Below are 16,468 nucleotides of genomic sequence, written 5' to 3'. Positions count from 1 at the left end.
CTCACGCTCCCTTGAGAGGTCCCGACGAAGGCGTCGGACGTGGCGGTGGGTGATCAGGCAGGTGCCGAGGCCGAGGAAGGCTTCGTGGATGTCGTCGCGTCGTTCCCGGCGGACGCGCTGCCGGCGGAAGCCGTGGAGTCAGGAGACGAAGCCAGGAGATGGACGGGCGGGGTTGCGGAAGGCGAGGCCGACGGAGGTCGCCTACCGCCGATCCGGGCCGGACGGCCCCTCGTCCGCGGCCCCAGGAGACGGAGTCGGGACACCGTGAGCGGGATGCCCTGGGCTCCGGCCGAGAGATGGACGCGCGGCGTTACCAGCCGAACTCCGGTGGGCCCATGACTTCCGTGCCGACCTGCTGCGCCAGCCATGCCGCTCGGTCGTCGTGTCCGGGGCGGGCGTGGATGAAGACGGTGTGGTCCGGTGTCCATTCCTCGCAGTGGATGTCGTGGCTGTGACAGGCGATCTCCAGCTCGGCGTACTTGTACTCCTCGTCCAGCCCGAGGCCGGGGACGGGGGGCCACTTCAGGTCGTGCCAGAGGATGTGGCAGCTGGTGATGGCCGCCCAGGACCGGAGGTTCTCGCGAGCCTGCTCGGAGTCGTCGGCGGCGAGTTCCAGGCTCGCGGGGAGGGTGGCTCCGTCCGGGCCGTACGGCGTGACGAGGGCCGTGGGGTGTGTCTCCGTCAGGCGGCGCAGCTCGTCGTCCGTGGTGGCCCAGGCGTTCAGGTAGCAGGCGTCCGGGCGGTACCAGGACGCGGCCTTCAGGAGTGCGGTCGCGAGGTTCCAGGCCTCGTTCAGGTCCGTGGTGTGCAGGACCGGCCACGCGTGTGTGTTCCCCATGGGCGGCATCCTGCCAAGCCGCGCGTCCACCCGGGCGTTGTGGCGGCTCGTCGGCGGGGGCGGTGGAGCGAGGGGCGTTGTCAGTGGTGGGGCCTACCGTGGTGGGTGATGGCACAGGCGTGGAAGTGCGCGGGGCTGCGGTGGTCGGCGCAGGGGCCCGTGCTGGTGTGGGACGGGGGGCGGCGTAGCCCGCTGTCGTGGGGGAAGCGGGTGGCCTTCGGGGTCCTGGAAGGGGGTGTGCGCGGGTGTGTGGGGGCTCGGGGGAATCCGTGTCCGGTGCGGGCTGTCGTGCCGGGGAGGAGCCCGGGTGGTCGGTGCGAGGAGTGTGCGCGGCTGGACCGGGCGCACTCCGTCGCCGCCGACGGGGTCGCCGACGACCCGCGGCCGTACCGCGTCTATCTGGCGTGGTTCGGGCCGGGCCTGGTCAAGGTCGGGATCACGGCGGTCGAGCGGGGGACGGCACGGCTGCTGGAGCAGGGGGCGGTCTGCTTCAGCTGGCTGGGTGTCGGCCCGCTGATGGCCGCCCGGCGTACGGAGGAGCTGCTGCGGGCCGCCCTGCGCGTGCCCGACCGGATTCCGTACGCCGAGAAGCGGGCGGTACGGGGCCGGTTGCCCGTAGGAGAGGAGGAACGGGCTCGTGAGATGGGGGAACTGCACGCGCGGGCCGTCGAACTGGGCGGCTGGCCCGAGTCGTTGACGCGGGAGCCGTTCCGGGCCGTCGACCATGTGCGGGCATTCGGGCTCGCGGGGGCGCCGGCCGCCCTCGGCGCGGTGAGTGAGCTGGTCGCCGGGGGCGCGGTGAGCGGGGAGCTGGTCGCGGCGGCCGGGCCGGATCTGCATCTGGCGACGGGGGCGGGGGTCCTCGTACTCGACACCCGGTTGATGACCGGCTGGGAGATCGTGCCGACCGCGGTGGGGGACGTCACCGTCCCCGTGAGGGAGTTCGAGGGGCAGGGGGGTGGGGACGCGCCTCTTCAGGAGGGGCTGTTCTGACCCGCTGTGATGCGGCGAGCGGCGGTGGGTGGCGGAGCGCGGCGGCCGGCGGTGGCCGGCGGTGGCAGGGGGAAGGACGGCCGGTTCCTGACAGCCTTCCCAAAGGTCCCGCATCGGGGAGTCAGTGCCTCCGGGTGATCATCCAGGGCGGGGAAACGGCGCGTAGGTGCGCATTCCTCCCGCTGCTGAGGGCTTCCCTGAGAGCTTCCTGTGTGTTTCTCAGGGAAATCACAGACAACGGAAAGGGCTCTCTCAGAGGGCCCCGACATGGTGTCTGCCATGACCACGACCTCGCCCCAGGGGCGCACCGAACTGCTGAGGCCGGACGGGAGCCCCGTCCGAGTGCTTGTGGTGGACGACGAACTGTCGATCACCGAGCTGCTGTCCATGGCCCTGCGCTACGAGGGATGGCAGATCCGGAGTGCGGGGGACGGCACGGGTGCCGTTCAGACCGCTCGTGAGTTCCGGCCCGACGCCGTCGTCCTCGACATGATGCTGCCCGACATGGACGGGCTGACCGTCCTGGGGCGGCTGCGGCGGGAGCTGCCCGACGTGCCGGTGCTCTTCCTGACCGCCAAGGACGCGGTCGAGGACCGGATCGCGGGTCTGACCGCCGGCGGTGACGACTACGTCACCAAGCCGTTCAGCCTGGAAGAGGTCGTCGCCCGGCTGCGCGGGCTCATCCGGCGTTCCGGCGCCGCCGACCGGCGGTCCGACTCCGTGCTGGTCGTCGGCGATCTCACCCTGGACGAGGACAGCCACGAGGTGTCGCGGGCCGGGGAGAACATCCACCTCACCGCCACCGAGTTCGAGCTGCTGCGCTTCCTCATGCGCAATCCCCGGCGTGTCCTCAGCAAGGCGCAGATCCTGGACCGCGTCTGGTCGTACGACTTCGGCGGTCAGGCCAACGTCGTCGAGCTGTACATCTCGTACCTGCGGCGCAAGATCGACGCCGGGCGCGAGCCCATGATCCACACCCGGCGCGGTGCCGGTTACCTGATCAAGCCGGCCGGCTGAGGCGGACCGGGCGGCAACCGGTGGGGCGGTCGGCACTGATGCCCACCGCCCGCCGTGCGGTGCACGCGGCGCCGGGAGGAGCGAGGGAAGCGTGATGAGCAGGCAGAGAAGACAGCGCCAGAAGCAGAAGCAGAAGAGGCAGCGCACCCCGCGGTCCCTGCGGTCGCGGCTGGTCGTCTCCGCGGTCACGCTGATCGCCGTGGTCTGCGCCGTGATCGGCACGGTGACGACGATCGCCCTCCAGCAGCACCTCTACAAGCAGTTGGACGGCCAGGTCCAGGAGGTCGCCCGGCGGGCCGGCGGCCCGAAGCCGGGCGGCGGCGCCCCCGGCGGCCCGGTGGTCCCGGACACGAGCACGTCGTCGGACGGCTCCTCCACGTCCTCGGCGTCGACCTTGTCGACGGGCGACAAGCTGGAGTTCGTCACCAAGGGCCCGACCCAACCGAACACGATCGTCGCCACCGTGAGCGGCAGCACGGTCGGCACGGCGGTCATCGCCACCGAGAACAGCACCGGCACGGGCATGACCGCCAAGGCGCTCTCCGCCGCCGTCGAGGCCGCGCTGGCGAAGGTGCCGAGGGACGACGGCACCCACACGGTGGAGATCCCCGGCAAGGGCGAGTACCGCGTCAAGTACGTCGACACCTACAGCGACCGCGGCGCCTTCTACGTCGCCCTGCCCACCGACTCCGTCAGCGCCACCATCAACACCCTCATCCTCGTCGAGGTCAGCGTCACCGCCGCCGGTCTCATCGCGGCCGGCATCGCGGGATACGTGCTGGTCGGCGTCGCCACCCGCCCCCTGCGCAAGGTCGCCGCCACCGCCACCCGCGTCTCCGAACTCCCCCTGCACACCGGCGAGGTCAACCTCAGCGAGCGTGTCCCGGAGTCCGAGACCGACCCGCACACCGAGGTCGGCCAGGTCGGCGCCGCGCTCAACCGGATGCTGGACCACGTCCACGGCGCCCTGCACGCCCGCCAGCAGAGCGAGACGCGGGTCCGGCAGTTCGTCGCGGACGCCAGCCACGAGCTGCGCACCCCCCTCGCCTCCATCCGCGGGTACGCCGAGCTCACCCGGCGCGGCCGGGAACAGGTCGGCCCCGACACCCGGCACGCCCTGGGCCGTATCGAGTCCGAGGCGGGGCGGATGACCCTCCTCGTCGAGGACCTGCTGCTGCTCGCCCGCCTGGACGCGGGCCGGCCGTTGCAGTTCGACCAGACCGACCTCGTACCGCTGGTCGTCGACACGATCAGCGACGCGCGGGCCGCCGGACCGGACCACGTCTGGCGGCTGGAGCTGCCCGACGAGCCCGCGCTCGTCTCGGCGGACGCGGCGCGCCTGCAACAGGTGCTCGTCAATCTGCTGGGCAACGCCCGTACGCACACCCCGCCCGGCACGACCGTCACCGCACGCGTCCAGCGGCGCGGCCCGTGGCTGTGCGTGGACGTGCAGGACAACGGCCAGGGCATCCCGTCGGACCTGCTCCCGCACGTCTTCGAACGGTTCGCCCGCGGCGACTCCGCGCGCTCCCGCTCCACCGGTTCGACCGGCCTCGGCCTCGCCATCGTGCAGGCCGTCGCGACCGCGCACGGTGGCGCCGTGACCGTCGACAGCGTGCCCGGACGGACCGTTTTCACCGTGCACCTGCCCGCGCTCGCGCCCGCCGTCCCCCGGCCCGCGCCCGAAACGAACTGGCAACTGGACTCACAGGGCCAGCACAGGGCCGGCACATGGGTGCAACAGGGCGCTTGACGAAAGTCGTCGACATGCGAACCGACTCTTCTTCCGGCACCCTGCCGGCGCGGGAGCACCTCCCGGCCGCCACAGCCGGTACGCCTGTCCTGGACGTAGTGATCCCCGTCTACAACGAGGAGAAGGACCTCCAGCCGTGCGTCCGCAGACTGCACGACCACCTCACCCGGACGTTTCCGTACCCGTTCCGCATCACGATCGCGGACAACGCGTCGACGGACGCCACCCCTGACGTGTCGCAGCTGCTGGAGACGCGGATCCCGGAGGTGACGTCCTTCCGGCTGGAGCAGAAGGGCCGCGGGCGTGCGCTGCGGGCCGTCTGGGCGGCCTCGGACGCCCCGATCCTCGCCTACATGGACGTGGACCTGTCCACCGACCTCAACGCGCTGCTGCCGCTGGTGGCGCCGCTGATCTCCGGCCACTCCGACCTGGCGATCGGCTCCCGCCTGGCCCGCAGCTCCCGCGTGGTGCGCGGCGCCAAGCGGGAGTTCATCTCCCGCTCCTACAACCTGATCCTGCGCGGCTCGCTCCAGGCCCGCTTCTCGGACGCCCAGTGCGGATTCAAGGCGATCCGCCGTGACGTCGCACAGATTCTGCTCCCCCTGGTGGAAGACACCGGCTGGTTCTTCGACACTGAGATGCTGGTGCTCGCCGAGCGTGCCGGTCTCCGTATCCACGAGGTGCCGGTCGACTGGGTCGACGACCCGAACTCCACGGTGCACATCGTGAGGACGGCGACCGAGGACCTGAAGGGGGTGTGGCGCGTAGGGAAGGCCCTGGCCACCGGTTCGCTTTCGCTGGACCGGCTGACCAGGCCGTTCGGCGACGACCCCCGCGACCGCGAGATCATGGACGTACCCAAGGGCCTGGCCCGCCAGCTCGTCGGCTTCTGCTTCGTCGGTGGCCTGTCCACCCTCTTCTACCTGCTGCTGTACAGCGGCTTCCGGCAGTTCTCCGGCTCCCAGGTGGCCAACGCGCTGGCGCTGCTCGTCTCCGCCATCGCCAACACCGCCGCCAACCGCCGGCTCACCTTCGGGGTGCGCGGCCGCTCCGGCGCCGTCCGCCACCAGGCGCAGGGCCTGGTCGTCTTCGGCATCGGCCTCTCGCTGACCAGCGGCTCGCTCGTCGCCCTCAACGCGGCGACGTCGGACCCCGCGCACTCCACCGAGCTGGCCGTCCTCGTCGCCGCCAACCTCGCGGCGACGGTGCTGCGCTTCCTGCTCTTCCGGGTGTGGGTCTTCCCCGACCGGCGGGAGAGCGAGGACCGGCCCGCGACGGCATCGCCCGGCCCGGCCTCGTCGACGTACTCCACCACCGCGTCGCAGGCGCCGCTCGGGCAGCGCCGGAACACCACTGCCGACCCGTACGACACCACCCAGTTCCGCGTCGGTGAAGCCGCGGACGGCACCTGGAGGGACGCCACCACGCGGTTGCAGCCGGTGCGCCCCCACGACACAGACCCGGGGGACGCCCGATGACCACCGACCTCGACCGGACGGCCACCTGGGGCCCGCCGGAGACAGCACCTGCCGTGCGCCGGGAACCGGCCGTCCCGGCCCCCGGGCCGGGTGAGCCGAAGCAGCCCTTCGTCCGCAGACTGTGGCGCGGCCGCCCCGAGGACCCGCGCTGGGCGCGCCCGGCCTTCCTCGGCCTGCTGCTCGTCACCTGCCTCCTCTACCTGTACGACCTCAGCGCCTCCGGCTACGCGAACTCCTTCTACTCCGCGGCCGTGCAGGCCGGCAGCCAGTCCTGGAAGGCCTTCTTCTTCGGCTCGCTGGACGCGGCCAACGCCATCACCGTCGACAAGCCCCCGGCCTCACTGTGGCCGATGGCCCTGTCGGTCAAGATCTTCGGCCTGAGCTCCTGGGCGATCCTCGTCCCCGAGGTGCTGATGGGCGTCGGCACGGTCGCCGTCGTCCATGCGGCCGTGCGCCGCCGCTTCAGCGCGGGCGCCGCTCTGATCGCGGGCGCGGTCCTCGCGCTCACCCCGGTCGCCGCGCTGATGTTCCGGTTCAACAACCCGGACGCGATGCTGGCGCTGCTGATGGCGGTGGCCTGCTACCTCGTGATCCGCGCCCTGGAGGACGGCCGCACGAAGTGGCTGGTGTGGGTGGGTGTCGCGATCGGCTTCGCCTTCCTCGCCAAGACCCTCCAGGCCTTCCTGATCCTGCCGCCGCTGGCGATCGTGTACGCGGTCTGCGCGCCGGTGAGCCTGAAGAGGCGTTTCGGGCAGCTGGCCCTGGCGACGGTCGCCCTGGTCGTCTCCGGCGGCTGGTGGGTCGCGATCGTCGAGCTGTGGCCGGCCACCTCCCGCCCGTACATCGGCGGCTCGCAGAACAACTCCTTCCTGGAGCTGACCTTCGGCTACAACGGTCTCGGCCGTCTCAACGGCGAGGAGACCGGCAGCGTCGGTGGTGGCGGCAACGGCGGCGGCAGCTGGGGTGAGACCGGCTGGGACCGTCTGTTCGGCTCCGGCATCGGCGGACAGATCTCCTGGCTGATCCCGGCCGCGCTGATCCTGCTGGCCGCGGGCCTGGTGGCCACCCGCAGGGCCCCGCGCACATCGGTGACGCGCGGATCCTTCCTGGTCTGGGGCGGCGCGCTGCTGATCACCATGGTGGTCTTCAGCTACATGCAGGGTATCTTCCACGAGTACTACACCGTGGCCCTCGCCCCCTACATCGCGCCGCTGATCGGCATGGGCGCGGCCCAGCTGTGGCAGGAGCGCGACAAGGCGTGGGCGTCGCTGACCCTGGCGGCCGCGACGACGGCCACCGCGGTCTGGGGGTACGTCCTCCTCAACCGCTCCTCCGACTACCTGCCGTGGCTGAAGTGGCTGGTCCTGGTGGGCGGCCTCGCCGCCGCGCTGGGCCTGGTCCTCGTGGCCCGGCTGGGGCGCCGGCTGGCCCTCGGTGCGGCGGGGCTGGGCCTGGCCGCGGCGCTGGCCGGCCCGACGGCGTACACCCTCACCACGCTGAGCGAGGGCCACAGCGGTTCGATCGTCACCGCCGGCCCGGCGGTCTCGGGCGGCCGGGGCGGTCTGGGCGGCGGTGGCGGGCCGGGCGGCGGCGGTGGCATGGGCGGCGGGATGCCCGGCCAGAACCAGCAGAACGGCAACGGCACCACGCAGAACCAGGGCAACGGGTTCCCGGGTGGCATGGGCGGCGGGATGCCCGGCCAGAACCAGCAGAACGGCAACGGCACCACGCAGAACCAGGGCAACGGCTTCCCCGGCGGCCAGACCGGCGACGGCGGCCGAATGGGCGGCGGCGGTGGCGGCATGGGCGGCCTGCTGAACGGCGCCAGCGTCACCTCCGAGGCCCAGAAGCTGCTGGAGACCGACTCCGACCAGTACACGTGGGTCGCGGCGGCCATCGGCGCCCAGAACGCGGCGAGCTACCAGCTGGCCACCGGCGACCCGGTGATGGCGATCGGCGGCTTCAACGGCACCGACCCGTCCCCGACGCTCGCGCAGTTCAAGGAGTACGTGGCCGACGGCAGGATCCACTACTTCGTCAGCGGCGGATCCGGCGGTGGCATGGGCGGCAGCGGCGACGGCACGTCCGCGCAGATCACCGAGTGGGTCGAGGCCAACTTCCAGCAGATCACCGTGGGTTCGGCCACCTTCTACGACCTCACGCAGAAGGCGAGCGGCTGACCCGCGGGACGACGGTTCGCCGACGACGGGCGGTGGCCCGGGGAGCTTCCAGCCCCGGGCCACCGCCTTTCCCGTACGGCCGGAAAGGCTGTTGTACGCCGTATGGGAACTGTTCTACGGTGTACAACATGTCCGCGCCCTCCACCTCCGCCGCGCCCTCCGCACACCCGTCCCCCGAAGGCCACCCCCAGCGCTGGCTGATCCTCGGCGTGATCTGCCTCGCGCAGCTCACCGTGGTGCTCGACAACACCGTCCTGAACGTGGCGATCCCGTCGCTGACCCGCGAGATGGACGCGGCCACCGCAGACATCCAGTGGATGATCAACGCCTACTCGCTGGTCCAGTCCGGACTGCTGCTCAGCGCCGGCAGCGCCGCCGACCGCTACGGCCGCAAGAAGATGCTGACCGCCGGCCTGGCGCTGTTCGGCATCGGCTCGCTGGGGGCCGGCCTCGCCGAGACCTCCGGCCAGCTGATCGCCGCGCGCGCCGGGATGGGCATCGGCGGGGCGCTGCTGATCACCACCACCCTCGCGGTCGCGATGCAGATCTTCGCGCCCGCGGAACAGCCGAAGGCGATCGGCATCTGGGCCGCGGTGAACTCGCTGGGCTTCGCGGCCGGCCCGCTCATCGGCGGCTTCATGCTCAACCACTTCTGGTGGGGCGCGATCTTCCTGGTCAACCTGCCGGTCGTCGCGCTGGGCCTGGTGGCGGTCGTCACCCTGGTCCCCGAGTCCAGGAGTCCCCGGGGCGACCGCCCCGACCTGCTCGGCGCGCTGCTCTCCACGATCGGCATGAGCTCGCTCGTCTTCGCGATCATCTCCGGCCCGTCGCACGGCTGGACGTCGGGGCGGGTGCTGGTGAGCGCGGCCGTGGCGGTGCTCGTCCTCGCCCTGTTCGCCCACTGGGAGAGCAGGATCCCGTATCCCATGCTCGACCCGCACTTCTTCCGCGACCGCCGGTTCACGGGCGCGGTGTCCGGCGCGGTCCTGGTCACCTTCGGCATGGGCGGCGCGCTGTTCCTGCTCACCCAGCACCTTCAGTTCGTCCTCGGCTACGGCCCCCTGGAGGCGGGCCTGCGGACCGCGCCGCTGGCGCTGACGGTCGTGGCCCTCAACTTCACGGGGGTGGCGGCGAAGTGGATGGCGAGGCTGGGCGGTCCCCTCTCCATCCTGCTCGGGATGACGCTGATGTCCGGGGGGCTGGTCTCCGTCGCCACGACGGCCTCCGGCGGTTACGCGGGCACGCTTCTGGGGCTGCTGCTCATCGGTACGGGCACCGCGATCGCCGGCCCGGCGATGGCCCACGCGATCATGAGCTCGATACCGCCCGCGAAGGCGGGGGTCGGGGCCGGAATCAACGGCACGCTCGCGGAGTTCGGCACCGGACTGGGCGTGGCCGTTCTCGGGGCCGTGCTCAGCTCGCGGTTCGCGGCGGTGTCCCTGCCGGTGGCCTTGGCGGCGGCGCACACGGCGGCGGAGCGGAAGCGGGTGGTCGACGCGTTCTCCTCGGGGCTGGAGACCAGCCAACTGGTGGGGGCGGCGGCCGTGTTCCTCGGGGGTGTGGTGGCGGCGGGGCTGCTGCGCAGGGCGGAGAAGAAGGACGCGGAGGCGGTGGGCGCCTCATGAGCCGCGTGCCAGGCCCCCCGGCCCCGGGATGATCCGAAGGACACGGCCTAGCATCGTCATCAGTGCCCGGAACCCCAGGAAGGTGCGCCATGGTGAAGGCTGCTGGCAAGGCCGCACGGTCCAGCGTGTGGCTGGACGGCAAGGCGCGCCGGGGTCGGGGCGGTGGTCAGCCGTCGGGGCTCGACCGGGAGCGGATCACCGAGGTCACCGTACGGCTGCTGGACGAGGAGGGGCTGGACAAGTTCTCCATGCGGCGGCTGGCGGCCGAGCTGAACGTGACGGCGATGTCCGTCTACTGGTACGTCGACACCAAGGACGACCTCCTCGAACTCGCCCTGGACGCCGCCTTCGGCGAACTGGAGCTGCCCGATCCGGAGGCCGGGGGCGCGGACTGGCGCGACCAGCTCCGCGCCCTGGCCACGGCGTACCGCACGCTGCTGGTGCGCCACCTCTGGCTGTCGCCGCTCGCCGGCCGGTACCTCAACATCGGCCCGCACTCCCTGGCGTTCTCCCGCACGATCCAGCAGGTCATCCGCCGCAGCGGCCTGCCCGCACACCGCGTCACGAGCGCCATCTCGGCCGTCTTCCAGTTCGTGTACGGCTACGGCACGATCGAGGGCCACTTCTTCGGCCGGGTCGCGGACGCGGGCATGACGCCGGACGAGTACTTCCAGCACTCCATGAACACGGTGACCGAGGCCCCGCAGATCGCCTCGGTCGTCGAGGAGTCCAAGGACATCATGGCGGCCCGCGGCGGCGACACGGTCACCGAGATGCTCGACCGGGACTTCACCTTCGCCCTGGACCTGCTGGTGGCGGGCATCGAGGCGATGGTGGAACGAGGCTGACCGGCCCCCCGGCCGGCCACTCCTGAGCCGCTCCCCGGGTTACTCCTGCGGCGCGAGCCGCTCCCCGGCCTACTCCTGGGGCGCGAGCCGGGCCGGGAAGCCTCCGGTCGCCACCGGCCCCCACCGCTCCGGGGTGATCCGGATGATCGACTTGCCCTGCTTGACCATCGCCTCCCGGTACTCGTCCCAGTCCGGGTGCTCGCCCGCGATGTTGCGGTAGTACTCCACCAGCGGCTCGACGGAGTCGGGGGCGTCGATCACCTCGGCCGTGCCGTCGATCTGGACCCATGGTCCGTTCCAGTCGTCGCTCAGGACGATCAGGCTGACCCGTTCGTCCCGCCTGGCGTTGCGCGTCTTGGCCCGCTCCGGGTACGTGGACACCACGATCCGGCCCGAGTCGTCGACCCCGCAGGTCAGCGGCGACCCCTGGGGGCCGCCGTCGGCCCGCCGGGTGAGCAGGATCGCGCGGTGGCGGGGGCGTACGAAGTCCAGCAGCTCGTCGAGGCTGACGGAGGTGTTGGTCGCGATGTTCGGTGCCATGGGGTCAGCGTAGGCGCAGCGGCGTCCACCGCGGCCGACCCCGCCGGTGTCACGCCCGGGGCAGGGACTCCCCCCGCACCGCCTGGACGTCCAGCTCCACCTTCAGCGTCGTGCCGATGGCGGCGATGCCCGCCTGGACGACCTGGTTGTAGTTCATGGCGAAGTCCTCGCGGTGGAGTTCGGCCGTCGCGCGGAAGGCCGCGCGGGTGCCGCCCCACGGGTCGGCGCCGGTGCCGAGATGGGCGAGGTCGAGGTCGACGGGGCGGACGACCCCGCGCAGGCTCAGGTCGCCGTGGACCGTCCACCGGTCCGGGCCCGCGGCCGTCAGGCCGGTGGAGCGGTAGGTGATCTCCGGGTACGTCTCGACGTCCAGGAAGTCCGCGGAACGCAGGTGGGTGTCGCGCGTGCTGTTGCCGGTGTCGATGGACGCGGCGCGGATCACCGCCTCCACGCGGGACCTGGTGACGTCGTCCGGGGCGATCTCGACGCTCGCCGAGAACTCCGTGAACCGGCCGCGCACGCTGGAGATGCCCAGGTGCCGGGCGACCGCGCCGACCGTGGAGTGGGCCGGGTCGACGGTCCACGGGCCGGGCGGGGGCAGTTCGGTGCCGCCCTGCCGGGCCAGCGTGACCGTGCCGACCCGGACCGACCCTCCCGCACTCCCGGCTTCGCTCGAGCGGGAGGTGCCCCCGGCGGTGACGATCGCGCTGGAGGCGGTCGGCGCGTACCCGACGGCCGTGACGATCACGGTGTACGCCCCCGGCGCCAGCGCCGTCGGGTCCCGGACGACGCCCTCCGCGTCGGCCTCGGCGCGCAGCACCTGCGTGCCCGTCGTGTCGGTGACCGTGACGACCGCGTGCGACACGGCCCACCCGTCCCGGGTGCGGATCCTGGCGGTCAGTGCCATCTCAGGTAACTCCTCGGAGGGCACCGGCCCGTGGCGAGGCGCACCCCGCCACGGGCCGGTGCCGTGTCGTCCTACTCGCCGGGGTGGGCGAGTTCGATGTCGTGGCCGTCGACGCCGGTACCGCCGACGGTCAGCGCGGTGGCCACCGGCGGGTAGCCGGTCGCGATGACGGTGTACTCGCCGCCGTCGAGGTCGGTGAAGGCGTACGCCCCGTCCGCGCCGGTCGTGGCCGTGGCGACCACGTTGCCCGCCGCGTCCACCAGCGTCACCCGCGCGTCGGCCAGCGGGCCGTGCGGCGCCCGGACGACGCCCTGGACCTGCGCCCCCGCCTCGAGGACGGCCTCGACGCGGGTCACGCCGGTCGTGCCGATCTCGACGGGCAGCGCGCGGGGCCGGAACCCGGCGGCGTTCACCGCGACGGTCACGGCACCCGGCACCAGCTCCGCGAAGGAGAACTCGCCCTGGTCGCCGGTGGTTCCGGTGGCCAGCAGGTCCCCGCGCACATCGGTGACGATCACCATCGCGTCCTTGACGGGCTCCCCCGACCCGGCCGCCCGTACGACACCGCCGAGCCCACTGGTCCCGCTGAGCAGGATGTCGTACGCGACCGGCTCGCCGTTCACCACGACCGTGGACGCCTGCGGCTGGAACCCGTCGGCGGAGGCGATCAGCACGTACGAACCCGTGCCGGGCGCGTCCAGCGTGTAGGAGCCGTCGGCCTGGGCGACCGACCGGCCGAGCTGCCGGCCCGCGAGGGAGATCAGGGTGACGGCGGCCTGCGGGACGGGCGCGCTCTCCGCGCCGCGGACGAAGCCGCGGACGGGGACGCCGCCGTTGCCGGAGGACGCCGTGGGGGCGTCGACGGTGGCCACGGCCGCGTGCCGCCGCGTGCCGTCGGGGTTCGCCTCGGTGGTGGAGGCGGCGACGGCCCAGCTCGGGACCCTCTCCCGCGGCTGCTCGGCGGAAGCCGCGGCCCGAGCCGGGACGTCCGCCGGGGTTTGCGCCGAGGCCTCCGCCGGGGACTCCTCGGCCACCGCGGCCGTCTGCGCCAGCGCGCCCTTGGTCTTCAGCGGGACCTCCTTGATGAACAGCGTGATGAGGAGGGCGAGCAGCGCCATGACCGCCGCGATGAGGAAGACGTCGGCGATGCCGTGGCCGTACGCGCTCTCCATGACCGTGCGCAGGGGGACGGGCAGCTTGTCCATGTCGGGGATCTCGCCGGTGGAGCTGGAACCGGAAGCCTGCGAGGCGTACTCGGGGCCGAGGCCGGCGATGCCGTCCTGGGCGTAGTCGGTGATCCGGTTCGCCATGACCGCGCCGAGCGCCGAGACGCCCATCGCACCGCCGAGGGAGCGGAAGAAGGTGACGGTCGAGCTGGCCGAACCGAGGTCGCCCGGGTCCACCTGGTTCTGCGTGGCGAGCACCAGGTTCTGCATCATCATGCCGACGCCGAGCCCGAGCAGCGCCATGAAGACCGCGGTCTTCCAGTACTCGGTGTCGTAGCGGATCGTGCCCAGCAGCCCCAGACCGGCCGTGATGAGCACACCGCCGCTGACCAGCCAGGCCTTCCACCTGCCGGTGCGGGTGATGAACTGCCCGGAGACGGTGGAGGAGACGAAGAGCCCGCCGATCATCGGGATCGTCATGACACCCGACATGGTCGGCGACTTGTCGCGGGCCAGCTGGAAGTACTGCGCGAAGAAGACCGTGCCGGAGAACATCGCGACGCCCACGAACATCGAGGCGATCGACGACAGGGTGATGGTGCGGTTGCGGAACAGCCGCAACGGGATGATCGGCTCCGTGGCCCGGGACTCCACGAGCACGAAGACCAGCGCGAGGACGACCGAGCCGGCGACCATCGCGTACGTCTGCCAGGACAGCCAGTCGTACTTGTCACCGGCGAAGGTGACCCAGACCAGCAGCAGCGAGACCGAGGCCGAGACGAAGAACGCGCCGGCCCAGTCGACCTTCACGTCCCGCTTCACGACCGGCAGGTGCAGGGTCTTCTGGAGCACGATCAGGGCGATGACGGCGAAGGGCACGCCGACGTAGAAGCACCAGCGCCAGCCGAGCCAGCTGGTGTCGGTGATGACACCGCCGAGCAGCGGACCGCCGACGGTGGCGACGGCGAAGGTCGCGCCGAGGTAGCCGGAGTAACGACCGCGCTCACGCGGGGAGATCATCGCCGCCATCACGATCTGCGCGAGGGCGGAGAGCCCGCCGACGCCGATGCCCTGCACCACACGGCAGGCGATCAGCATGCCGGCGTTCTGCGACAGACCGGCGGCCGCGGAGGCGAGCACATAGATGACGAGCGCCAGCTGGACGAGCGCCTTCTTGCTGTACAGGTCGGCGAGCTTGCCCCACAGGGGAGTGGCGGCCGTCATGGACAGCAGGGTGGCGGTGACGACCCAGGTGTAGGCGGACTGGCCACCGCCGAGGTCGCCGATGATCTCCGGGAGGGCGTTCGAGACGATCGTGGACGACAGGATCGCCACGAACATCCCGAGCAGCAGCCCGGACAGGGCCTCCATGATCTGCCGGTGGGTCATCGGCGCGTCGCCGGAGCGCCCGGCGGAGCCTCCCCCGTGCTTGGCGTGAGCCCGCACACCGGCTGGTGTGGTCGTTGCCATGGGCTTCCTTCTCTTACGTCGCTTGTGCGGGTGTACGGGTGGACGGTTCGCGTACGGGAACGGGCGGTGCGGGCGGTGGCCGGTGCGGGGCGGACCGGCAGTCGCCGAAGCCGGCGCGCAGCCGGGCCATCAGCCGGATGAGCTGCCCGACCTCGTCCTCGGTCCAGTCGCTCAGGCGCTCCGCCAGCAGGTCGGTGCTCCGGCGGGACAGTTCGAGGAGAATCGCCTCGCCCTCGGGGGTGAGGCGCAGGATGCGGGAGCGCTTGTCCGCCGGGTCGGGTGAGCGCTCGAGCCAGCCCCGCTCGGCGAGGTGCGCGGCGTACCGGCTGGTCACCGACATGTCGACGGCGAGCAGCTCGGAGAGGGCGCTCATGCGCAGGTCGCCGTGGCGGTCGAGCAGCGCCAGGACCCCCGCCGAGCCCGCCGAGCAGTCGGGCGGCAGGATCCGCCCGAGGTCCCGCTTCACGGCCCCGAGGGCACTGAGCTGACGCGCCAGCTCCTCGTACTGCTCGTACTGCGCCTGCCCGGCCATCACACCTCCCGTTTCGTTGCTTAGGGCAACCATAGAAGCGCTTGGTTGTTACAGGCAAATAAAACGTCGGGGTGGCCGACAAAAACTTGGCAAAGGCAAGTATTGGGGAGTAAACGTGCTGATGAGCCCGGCGGAGCGGGAGGACGCCCTCCGGCGGAGCGTGTACCGGCGGACCTTGTAGAGGTGAGGGAAAGGGTCCGAGGGGGCGTGACGACCCCCACTTGGGCTGCCCCGCCCGCTTTCGCTAGTGTCTCGGCCCATGGCTAACACCCAGGGCCCCCAGGGCAACCAGGACCCCGCAGGCAGCACCCAGATGTTCCGCGCGTTCGTCGACGAGGGCGCCCCTCAGTCCTCCCGCCAGGCCCCCGCGCCGGCCGGCCCCCGCATCGGCCTGATCGTGGGCGTGGTCGTCGCGGTGGCGATCGTGGCGGCGGTGGCCTGGCTGGCGCTCAAGTAGCCCGACCCGCTCCTGCGGCCCGCGGCGTGCAGTTCGCGCCGTTCCCGTGGCTCACGAGGCCGCCGGGCTGAGGCGGCTTCAGCAGCTGTCGCGCGCCCCGCTCTCACTCCCAGCGCACCGACACCACCCGCGTCTCCACCCGCATGCCCAGCGGCACGCGCCAGGCGTCGACGCAGACCGTCCAGGTGCCCTGCTCGCGTGCGCCGGGGGAGACCGGCGCCGGCACGGGCCCGGTCGACTCGACCGTGGACCAGTCGGTGCCCAGGGCGTCGATGATGTGCGTCCCGAAGGTCACGGTGCCCGAACGGACGGCGGTGCCCCCGGAGTTGTGGAACTCCAGCGTCACCTGCTCGCACCACCGCCGGTCCGTGGCCGTCCGCACGGGTTCGCCCACGCTCAGGACGGCCGGGCCGGGAGTCCCCGAGGGCCCGGTGGAGGGCGCGGAAGGACCGGAGGGCGTGGAGGGATCCGTACGCGGGACCGTGGCCGTCGGCGAGGGTGAACGTGTCGACGCCCGAGGCGACTGGGAGCGCGGCCCGGGCGCCGGGCCGACGGCACCCCCCTCATGTGACGAGGCCGCGGTGCTCCCCGGTGCGGGCGCCGGACGGCCGGTGTCCGCAGGGGAGTCGGCACCGCCCTCCAGCGGCACCAGCCTCACTTCCCC

The 16,468-nt window shown here is 72.2% G+C and carries 14 protein-coding genes; 8 read left to right on the top strand and 6 right to left on the bottom strand.

All coding sequences use genetic code 11. From position 1 onward, the window contains the following. Nucleotides 1-310: 310 nt before the first annotated feature. The gene (locus ACF1A1_RS04910; RefSeq protein ID WP_391645513.1) at nt 311-838 is read right to left on the bottom strand and encodes a hypothetical protein; all 528 of its coding nucleotides are present in this window, start codon (nt 836-838) and stop codon (nt 311-313) included. 108 nt (nt 839-946) lie between these two features. On the opposite strand from ACF1A1_RS04910, the gene ACF1A1_RS04905 reads away from it, so the two are divergent. The 7 genes from ACF1A1_RS04905 (at nt 947) to ACF1A1_RS04875 (ending at nt 10,732) form a co-directional block, all read left to right on the top strand. Beyond that, nucleotides 947-1,831, top strand: coding sequence for a DUF2797 domain-containing protein (locus ACF1A1_RS04905; RefSeq protein ID WP_391645511.1), 885 nt, complete (start codon nt 947-949; stop codon nt 1,829-1,831). Between the two features lie 279 nt (nt 1,832-2,110). Beyond that, complete coding sequence (locus ACF1A1_RS04900; protein ID WP_391645509.1) at nt 2,111-2,848, top strand: response regulator transcription factor; 738 nt, start codon at nt 2,111-2,113, stop codon at nt 2,846-2,848. A 94-nt stretch (nt 2,849-2,942) separates the two neighbouring features. After that, nucleotides 2,943-4,601, top strand: coding sequence for a sensor histidine kinase (locus ACF1A1_RS04895; RefSeq protein WP_391645507.1), 1,659 nt, complete (start codon nt 2,943-2,945; stop codon nt 4,599-4,601). A 14-nt stretch (nt 4,602-4,615) separates the two neighbouring features. Further along, nucleotides 4,616-6,079, top strand: a complete 1,464-nt coding sequence (locus ACF1A1_RS04890; protein ID WP_391645505.1) for a glycosyltransferase — start codon at nt 4,616-4,618, stop codon at nt 6,077-6,079. Further along, nucleotides 6,076-8,259 (top strand): ArnT family glycosyltransferase, encoded by a 2,184-nt coding sequence (locus ACF1A1_RS04885; RefSeq protein WP_391645503.1) that lies wholly within the window; start codon nt 6,076-6,078, stop codon nt 8,257-8,259. Before ACF1A1_RS04890 ends, ACF1A1_RS04885 begins: the two co-directional genes overlap by 4 nt. Nucleotides 8,260-8,387: 128 nt before the next feature. Further along, nucleotides 8,388-9,884 carry an MFS transporter gene (locus ACF1A1_RS04880; protein ID WP_391645501.1) on the top strand — a complete coding sequence of 499 codons (1,497 nt, stop codon included), beginning with the start codon at nt 8,388-8,390 and terminating at the stop codon, nt 9,882-9,884. Between the two features lie 89 nt (nt 9,885-9,973). Continuing rightward, nucleotides 9,974-10,732 carry a TetR/AcrR family transcriptional regulator gene (locus ACF1A1_RS04875; RefSeq protein ID WP_391645499.1) on the top strand — a complete coding sequence of 253 codons (759 nt, stop codon included), beginning with the start codon at nt 9,974-9,976 and terminating at the stop codon, nt 10,730-10,732. 69 nt (nt 10,733-10,801) lie between these two features. On the opposite strand, the gene ACF1A1_RS04870 is transcribed toward ACF1A1_RS04875, so the two are convergent. The 4 genes from ACF1A1_RS04870 to ACF1A1_RS04855 form a co-directional block, all read right to left on the bottom strand. Continuing rightward, nucleotides 10,802-11,272 (bottom strand): PPOX class F420-dependent oxidoreductase, encoded by a 471-nt coding sequence (locus ACF1A1_RS04870; RefSeq protein WP_391645497.1) that lies wholly within the window; start codon nt 11,270-11,272, stop codon nt 10,802-10,804. Nucleotides 11,273-11,321: 49 nt separating this feature from the next. Then, nucleotides 11,322-12,179, bottom strand: a complete 858-nt coding sequence (locus tag ACF1A1_RS04865) for a YceI family protein (protein WP_391645495.1) — start codon at nt 12,177-12,179, stop codon at nt 11,322-11,324. Between the two features lie 71 nt (nt 12,180-12,250). Further along, nucleotides 12,251-14,815, bottom strand: a complete 2,565-nt coding sequence (locus tag ACF1A1_RS04860; RefSeq protein ID WP_391645493.1) for an MFS transporter — start codon at nt 14,813-14,815, stop codon at nt 12,251-12,253. A gap of 13 nt (nt 14,816-14,828) precedes the next feature. Continuing rightward, on the bottom strand, nt 14,829-15,347 hold the full coding sequence (locus tag ACF1A1_RS04855; protein WP_391645491.1) for a MarR family winged helix-turn-helix transcriptional regulator: 519 nt from the start codon (nt 15,345-15,347) through the stop codon (nt 14,829-14,831). 259 nt (nt 15,348-15,606) lie between these two features. Between ACF1A1_RS04855 and ACF1A1_RS04850 the strand changes: the two genes are divergently transcribed. Further along, nucleotides 15,607-15,804, top strand: coding sequence for a hypothetical protein (locus ACF1A1_RS04850; RefSeq protein WP_391645489.1), 198 nt, complete (start codon nt 15,607-15,609; stop codon nt 15,802-15,804). Between the two features lie 103 nt (nt 15,805-15,907). On the opposite strand, the gene ACF1A1_RS04845 is transcribed toward ACF1A1_RS04850, so the two are convergent. Next, the gene (locus ACF1A1_RS04845) at nt 15,908-16,198 is read right to left on the bottom strand and encodes a hypothetical protein (RefSeq protein WP_391645487.1); all 291 of its coding nucleotides are present in this window, start codon (nt 16,196-16,198) and stop codon (nt 15,908-15,910) included. Nucleotides 16,199-16,468 lie beyond the last annotated feature (270 nt).

This window comes from Streptomyces sp. NPDC014995 (assembly GCF_043080745.1).
GTDB lineage: Bacteria > Actinomycetota > Actinomycetes > Streptomycetales > Streptomycetaceae > Streptomyces.
The sequence above is the reverse complement of the archived record's forward strand: the minus strand, read 5'-3'. Positions and strand labels throughout refer to the sequence as shown.